The organism is Brevibacterium sp. Mu109 (genome assembly GCF_900169375.1).
Lineage (GTDB): Bacteria > Actinomycetota > Actinomycetes > Actinomycetales > Brevibacteriaceae > Brevibacterium > Brevibacterium yomogidense_A.
Genome location: NZ_FXZF01000054.1, coordinates 1 through 7295 on the forward strand (window position 1 = coordinate 1; position 7295 = coordinate 7295).

The following is a 7295-nucleotide window of genomic DNA, read 5'->3' on the forward strand; positions in this document are numbered from 1 at the left end:
CCGCGGCGACTCCTACAGAGTCAAGAACGCCCTCATGAAATAGCTAAACGCTCAAACGGCAGGACACCACGCTCACCTGGCTGGATTCTTAGCGCTGAAACGGCCGACATCAACTTGACGAAACACAACTCCGCCAACGCCTTCCCGAGCAGCGTCGGTGCCCCGCCTCCCTGGGTGACCCGCAGGACTTCGGAGGCGCGCACGGTCCCGGACGTCAAGGACCCAGCAAGGCGAAGCATGTCCGGCCAGTTCGACGAGATGAGATCCAGGTTGATGCGGTTGCGACCGGCTACCGCGTTCAGCTTCCCATAATCCGCAGTGGCGTCGATGCGCCAGAACCGTTGGTCCGGCAACCCGGCCAGACGGGGCGAGAACCGATATCCGAGCAGGGTGAAAAGCCCGAAGACCTGGTCTGAGTAGGAGGCCGTGTCAGTGGCGACCATCTCGGGGCGTTGGCCACCGTCAAGATCGAGCAGCCCATCCAAAATATGCAGGGAATCGCGGACCGTTCCCGGAACCACAACGGCACCCAGCCCGGAGACCTGGTCGTTGAGATAGTTCAGCCAGGTCAGGCCGCGGCCCTGGCCAAAGTAGCGCGGATTTGCCCCGGCATTGACGGTAGCCACCGGCACCACAAACCGCATCCCATCGACGGACGCCAACAAGCCGGTGCCCCAGCGCCGTGCGAGTCCGAGACCGGACTGGGCCTTGATCAGGCGGGCGTTAGCTGCGCGAAGCGTATCGGCACGCACATAGTTTTGGTCGACGTGGCTCAGGCGTCCACGTGTCAGGGCGGGGTGGCCATCCCTTACCACCGGTGTGAGTCCGACGTTGCAGGCCTCGGCCACCAGGATGGCTGCGACGGAGACATCAAGCTGGCCCATCCTCGCGGAGGTCTCCGAGACGTGGCTGAATTCCGAGAGGAATCCCGTCCAGGAATGTACTTCCAGCAGCACATCGGGCAGGTCCACCCTCGGCAGCATCCCGGAGACCAGCCCCCGCAACTGCGTCAGGGACTCCGGGACCGTCTTGGCCTCCAGGGGTGAGAGGTGGACTTTGCCGGCATCATCAATCCGTACCGTTGGATTGTCGGCCAACTGCTCAGCCGCCGCACGATAACGGGCATCAAGGCGGTGGCGCACACCAGCCAGATGCTCCGTTGGCTCTTCTGGCAGCTGGAGAGCCCTCAAAGTCTCAGTCTTGGTTTTCTGCCACGCAGGATCGGTGAGCAACCGCGCCCGAGGGTCTCCCCAGCGCCGCCCGCCAACCACGAAGATGTCCCTGCGCCGCAGCGCCTTATGGACGGCCACCGTCACCGCCACCGTGTAGGCCTTGCGGTCGATTTCCTCCGAAGCCGTGACAAGACGCTGCCAAGTCGGAGAGAGGACAGACAGATCAACCTCGGCAGGGTCTTTCTTGCGGCCGTCCAGAACCTCCGGCAGTGCCGTCAGCGCCGCCAACGTTGGCGTCCCGCCCGCGGTGGCCCCGAAGGGTGCCGCCGCGGCCAACGCCGGCAGGAACGAGCGCACGGTGGCGAACCGGCGCAGCATCTGCCCCGCAGTATCAGCCTCGGCACCCTCGGGATTCACCACTTCGTTCACCACCTGCAGCGCGGCGCGTAGCTCGGACAAGGAAACCTGATCGGCCAGCACCGAGGCGGCCTCTGCGCCGGAATATTCCGTGTTGTCCAACACCTCGACCAGTGTTTTCGCGGCCTTCGCCAATTGCAGTGAGGCCTTGGACAAACGGGGCAGGGATTTCAACCGGGCGGCAGTGGATTCCCTGGTTGCCTTGCGCAGAACGCGTTCGTTGACAATGGCGTCCAGGGCATCACACAAATCATCGGCAACCTCCGACGTCAATGCGCGCACGGCACAAAGCAGTGTCGCACCCCGGCGCTGTCCCGATAGTCCTCGAAGCGATGAGGCCTTGCCCGCCAATCCGTAGCGGGCCAGGGCGTTCATCCGGCCCTCGGGGATCATCTCCACATCAATGGACCCGGCACCCAGGGACCGCAAGCGGCCCAGCCGCTCCAACTGCCGCAACAATTCCGGCACCGAGACCCTCGAAGGCCCGGTCCGCAGCCGTTCCCACGCGGTCAACCGCGACCCATCCCCAACGCGAAGCAGACCTTCCAATTCCAGAATCAATGCGGGGCCGGCCGCGTCCACCAGCATGGAATGGAGGCGGTCATTTGCTCCGGCACGGACCTCTAAAACCAGTCGTGTCAACGTAGAGACGCCGGGGAGAAGGACCTTGCGCTCACGCAGCCAGAGCGCCGCCCGTTCAAACAAACGCACCGGTCCCTCCGACGAAGTCCAGGCCCGGGCCTCCAGAAACAGCCTCAGCTCTTCGTACCTGGCCGGATCGGAGAAATCCGCATACCCGTACTCGGTGGAGATTTCCGCGGCGTGTTCGTACCCGGTCTGTCCCCGCTGCGCATACAGCTTGAGCACGGAAGCATCGGCAATGCCCAGCTGCCCGGCCAGGGATTCCACCACCGGCCACGGAACAGCCAATGGATCCGTCAAAAAACGTCCGACTACCCGCACCGTGATCAGTTGAACAGCAAATCCCAGGCGATTGTGCATTCCCCGGCGGCGACCAACCACCGACAAATCGGCATCGTCCAACCAACAGAAACGTTCCAGGTCCTCCGCTGGTACCTCGTCGGGGAATCCGCTGAACCCTGCGACCTGCTCATCACTTAGAAAATCGACCGCCATGTCACCCATTCAACAGGCCGCTGACTCCTTAGCGTGAATTTCCGGGCGATTCTTCCCCAGACCCCACCTCTCTCACCTTGGTAATTACTCACCAACGCGCGCGCAGGGCGCGCACGAGGGAGCCGCTTCGCGGCGAGCAAAGACCCAGAAGAAGAAGGCGCTTCCAGCGGCGAGCTCGCGGGCACTGCACCTGGCTCGTCGTCTCATGCGAGAGCTGAAAGGCATCTTCCACCAGTGCAGCCGGCCCGCAGAGCTGGCACGAGTCCTCGACGAGACCCCCGAGGCGCTGGTCTTGACCCCTCGGCAGCTGGTCGATGCGCTCGACTCCCGCAATGTCGCGCTGGGACAAGACGCACTCACCCACGTGAAGAATCCTGCTGGATGGCTGAGGCGAGCACTCCCGGTCGCCCTGGCCGTGCGCGAGACCGCCCCTGCCCCTTCAGCATCACGGCCACGGCCCACGTGGGATCCTGTAGCGCAGCGCGAGAGCGCAGCACGTGCGAAGGCCTCGCGGGAGACCCCCGCTGGCCGCGCCGAGGTTGCCGCTGCCAAGGCCGCCATCCAGGCACTGCGATCACCCAGCCGTGTCTGGGCAGCATGAGACGCTGAGAGCGCCGGACTTCGAGGAGGTACCCATGGCAGCGAATGAATCGTCAGAGTCGATCATCCATACTCTGCAAGCGCAGGCCAACAATCTTCCTCTGCGCCACCCCCAACTGTGAATCGCCTCGGGTTCAACTGCGTCGGCCGTGCTTGGCGGGCAGGGCTAGGAGAACACCTTGATCAACGTCAGTCCGAGGACCACTCCCATCAGGCCAGTTGCTCCGGCCCCCAGGGCAAGAGAAGATTCCCCCGGATGCAAGCCCAGTGTGGCGAGAAGAACCCATCCGCCCACAGCGAGAACCGCGCACAGGGCCACCGTAGTAGCCTTCCAGGTCGCGGAACCCAGCCAGTTCCTTCGCTCACTCTGACTGACGACCAGCGTGATAATGCCATACATTGGCACCGCCAGAACTGCGCCCACCGCCCCAGCGAGGACGCTTGCGCCCACGACCGCGTCACCGTCGACAGGAATAGGGTCGTTGACGTTTGCGATAGCAGTTGTGGCGACGACAGCAACCCCCGCAAGAGCCCCGGCCGCCAGCGCCAGAGCAAACCCGTAAGCGTACCGTTTGCTTGAGATGGACATCAACGTTTTCCGTTCTTCTTGACTTGCATGCCCCGCGCCCGAGACAGTACTTGCGCTTCCCGGTCTTGCGGTAGACAGTTTTCCACGTGCCGGAGCCATATTTTCAGTAGCGCGTCTATAACACGCGCGCGGGGCTCAGGCCCGGATCGCGTCGACGATGTGGGCGCGGGTCGCGACAATCGCGGGTACCAGCCCCGCGATCGCTCCGGCACCCACGGACACCGCGAAGCCCACGAACGCGGCCGACGCGGGGAAATGCGGTTCAGCGGCCATGCCCTCCGTGAGGAACTCCATGAGTGCCGGTGAGCGCAGGATGAGCACGGACACCGCCACCCCGAACACCCCAGCGATGGACGTCGCGACGACGGACTCCATCATGACGGAGAAGAACACCCGCGACCCCGTGGCACCGAAGCTGCGGCGGATCCCGATCTCCCGCACCCGCTGGTTCACCGTCACCAGCGCGATGTTCACCAGTCCCAGGACGCCGAGGAAGAGGATGAGGCCCGCGATGGACAGGAGGATCGCGCTGAGCACCGTCAGGGTCTCTGCCACGTAGAGGAACTGGTCCGTCCGATAACCGGTCCACGTCTCCCCCGTCGTCTGCGCGAGACGCGACGACATCTGTGCCGCGAGATCATCGGCGATCTCCTCCGGCACCCACGCGTTCCACACGAACTGGGGCGGACTCGAGAGTGGGACCGACGCGGTCGCCGACGACGCGAGCATGAACACCTGCGACCAGTCGTACTCGTTGCCCTGGATCACTCCGATAACGGTCACGGTCATCGGCGGCGCGCTCCGATCCGCCTGCAGTTCGATCGTCACCGGAAGGTCCGAGGCGTCTGCTGCCGCCGCCTCCATCACGTTCTCGTTCACCACGGCCGACGGCGACAGGTTCGACTCATCGCCCGTGGAGAACCAGCGGCCGGCGGTCAGCGACGTGCTGAAGATCGTCCCGTAGTCGGTGTCCAGGAGTGTCACGGAGGCGGGTTCGGAACCACCCTCCGTCACGACTTCGGTGTCCGACTCCGCCACCCGGGTCGAGTGCTCGACGCCGAATTCCGCCAGGATCGGGTCGACCGCCGCGGCCATCGCGAGCTCGTCCGCGTGCAGACGCTCGACGTCGGTCTCGAGCGTCACGGTCGCCTCGCGCCCGCTCATCTGCTCGTAGCTGAGGCGCATCGCGTCCTCCGCCATCGTCGACATCGCGACGACCAGTGTGAGGGAGCAGACGGCGATCGCGACGCCGACGAGCGACAGCAGGACCCGCAGCTTGTGGATCCGCAGCTCCTGCCATGCCTCGACCAGAGACCCGTGGAGCGCGCCGATCACGTGAGCACCCCGCCTTCCAGAGTGAACCGCCGGTCCGCACGCGCTGCGATCGCGGGATCGTGCGTGATCGTGATGAGCGCGGCGGTTGACGCATGCGCGGCTTCGGTGAGGAGGTCCATGACGAGCCTCCCCGTGTCCACGTCCAGCGCACCCGTGGGCTCGTCGGCCAGGAGCAGACGGGGCCGCCTCACGAGTGCGCGGGCGATCGCGACCCGCTGCTGCTCACCGCCGGACAGGCGGTTCGGCACATGGTCCGCGCGGTGCCCGAGTCCCAGCTGTTCGAGCACTTCCCGCGCCCGCTTCTTCCGTGTGCGCACGTCAGTGGCGGTCCCGTACAGGAGCGGGTGGGCGACGTTCTCCAGCGCGGTCCGACCGGGCAGCAGGTTGAACTGCTGGAAGACGAAGCCGATCTGCGCACCGCGTGTCGTCGAGGCCGTGCGCGAGGACATGCGGTCCGTCGGGGCGCCGTCCCACAGCATGTGCCCGGCCGTCGGACGGTCGAGCAGCCCGAGGATGTTCAGCAGCGTCGACTTGCCGGTGCCGGACCGCCCCACGATTCCCACGTGGGCGCCCTCGTACACCGTGAGGTCGATGCCGCGGAGGATCTCCAGCGTCTGGCCGTCCGGCAGGCGCACTGCCCGCGCCACCGCCTCGAGGTGGAGGAGAGGCGGGGTCACCAGACCATCTCCCCGAACTCGTCCTCCTCGAGGTCAGGCTCCGTACCCGGCACGAACTCCAGCAGCGGTTCGCCCTCCTCGAGGCCCTCCTTCACCTCTGCGAGCGTGCCGTCGGACATTCCGATGACCACCGCCCGCTCCGCGGGCTCGCCCACGTCGTCGAGCACCCACACCGTGGCCTCCTCACCCATCCCGCGCACGGCGGTGACGGGGACCGTGAGGACGTCGTCCGCGGACCCGATGTCGACGGTCAGCGTCATCGTGAGCCCGTTGTAGACCTCCACGTCATCGGGGATCGCGCAGCGCAGCTGCGTGGAGCCGCCGGAGCCTGCGGAACCGTCGTCGGCCATCCCGGACTCGTCCAAGCCGGACTCGTCGGGGCCCGCACTGTCGTCGCCGGTGCCGCCCGCGCCCGAGACCGGAGGGACTCCCGCTTCCAGCAGCCGCAGCTCCCTGCAGTCGAACGGGGCCGGGCCGCGGTCGATCGTCACCTCCGCCGTGTCCGGGAGGTCGCCCATCCGGTAGAGCTCGACCGGATCGATGTCGGCCACCGCACTGTAGTCGCGGGACGTGACCGTCAGATCGCCGCTGCCCTTCGCGACGTCGTCGCCCACCCGCAGGTCGAAGGCACCCACGGTGCCGGCGACCGGGGCGGTGATCGTGTGATAGGTGCGCCGGGGCGCGGGGGCGGCCGGGGCCTCGGCGTCGGATTCCTCCGCATCGGATCCGTCCGGACCGGCGGCGGGCTCCTCGACCTCTTCGACGACGATCTGGAAGAGGTCGTCCCCTTCCTCCGCCTCCATGCCGGGCTTCACCCAGATGTGGTTGATCGTGCCGTCCCGGGCGGGCTTCGCCGGCACGGGCTCCGCGATCGTGATGCTCCCGTCCACGGTCACGTGCGCTTCGATCGTGTCCCGTTCGACGAAAACCTCTGAGCCGACGAGTTCGCCGGTCGGGAATTCGTCGTCCGCCCGGGAATCACCGGACGGTGCGAAGGCGAGCCACGCGAGGGAGGCGGCGATGACCGCGAGGACGACGAGATAGAGGATCGGAAGGATCACACGGCGGAAGACCTGCACGGATCAGCCCCTCGAGGTTTCGTGCCGCGGCCTCTCCGACGACAGATGGGAGCGATCATATACCCAGGTGAACGCTCGGGAACGACCACTCCTGAGTCTATTTGCACCCTCGTCATGGTGCTCACCGTGAATCGCAAGGACTTATATCCGCTCAACTAATCTGGCTCTTCCGGTTTCAGAGTGCGTTGACTCGGTTCGATAGCTGTCCGGAGTGGAGCAGGCAGCGTAGTACGTAGTGCCCGAAGTTCCTGAAACCCAGGCCGATACCTCGCAGATGCTCGAGGCGTCC

At 65.8% G+C, this 7295-nt stretch carries 6 protein-coding genes; 1 reads left to right on the forward strand and 5 read right to left on the reverse strand.

What is annotated here, in order from left to right:
* Nucleotides 1–32: 32 nt before the first annotated feature.
* A complete protein-coding gene (locus BSP109_RS15890) occupies nucleotides 33–2726 on the reverse strand; it encodes a Tn3 family transposase (RefSeq protein WP_257944747.1) in 2694 nt (897 codons plus the stop codon).
* A 205-nt stretch (nucleotides 2727–2931) separates the two neighbouring features.
* Here BSP109_RS15890 and BSP109_RS17115 point away from each other — a divergent pair, with 205 nt between their 5' ends.
* A complete protein-coding gene (locus BSP109_RS17115; RefSeq protein WP_146001205.1) occupies nucleotides 2932–3327 on the forward strand; it encodes a hypothetical protein in 396 nt (131 codons plus the stop codon).
* Nucleotides 3328–3492: 165 nt separating this feature from the next.
* Here BSP109_RS17115 and BSP109_RS15900 read toward each other — a convergent pair whose 3' ends face one another.
* The 4 genes from BSP109_RS15900 to BSP109_RS15915 form a co-directional block, all read right to left on the reverse strand.
* Nucleotides 3493–3915, reverse strand: a complete 423-nt coding sequence (locus tag BSP109_RS15900; protein ID WP_101601906.1) for a hypothetical protein — start codon at nucleotides 3913–3915, stop codon at nucleotides 3493–3495.
* A gap of 135 nt (nucleotides 3916–4050) precedes the next feature.
* On the reverse strand, nucleotides 4051–5250 hold the full coding sequence (locus tag BSP109_RS15905; protein WP_101601908.1) for an ABC transporter permease: 1200 nt from the start codon (nucleotides 5248–5250) through the stop codon (nucleotides 4051–4053).
* The gene (locus BSP109_RS15910) at nucleotides 5247–5930 is read right to left on the reverse strand and encodes an ABC transporter ATP-binding protein (RefSeq protein ID WP_101601909.1); all 684 of its coding nucleotides are present in this window, start codon (nucleotides 5928–5930) and stop codon (nucleotides 5247–5249) included. The genes BSP109_RS15905 and BSP109_RS15910 overlap by 4 nt, the downstream gene beginning before the upstream one ends.
* The gene (locus BSP109_RS15915) at nucleotides 5924–7006 is read right to left on the reverse strand and encodes an efflux RND transporter periplasmic adaptor subunit (RefSeq protein ID WP_101601911.1); all 1083 of its coding nucleotides are present in this window, start codon (nucleotides 7004–7006) and stop codon (nucleotides 5924–5926) included. The genes BSP109_RS15910 and BSP109_RS15915 overlap by 7 nt, the downstream gene beginning before the upstream one ends.
* Nucleotides 7007–7295: the final 289 nt, after the last annotated feature.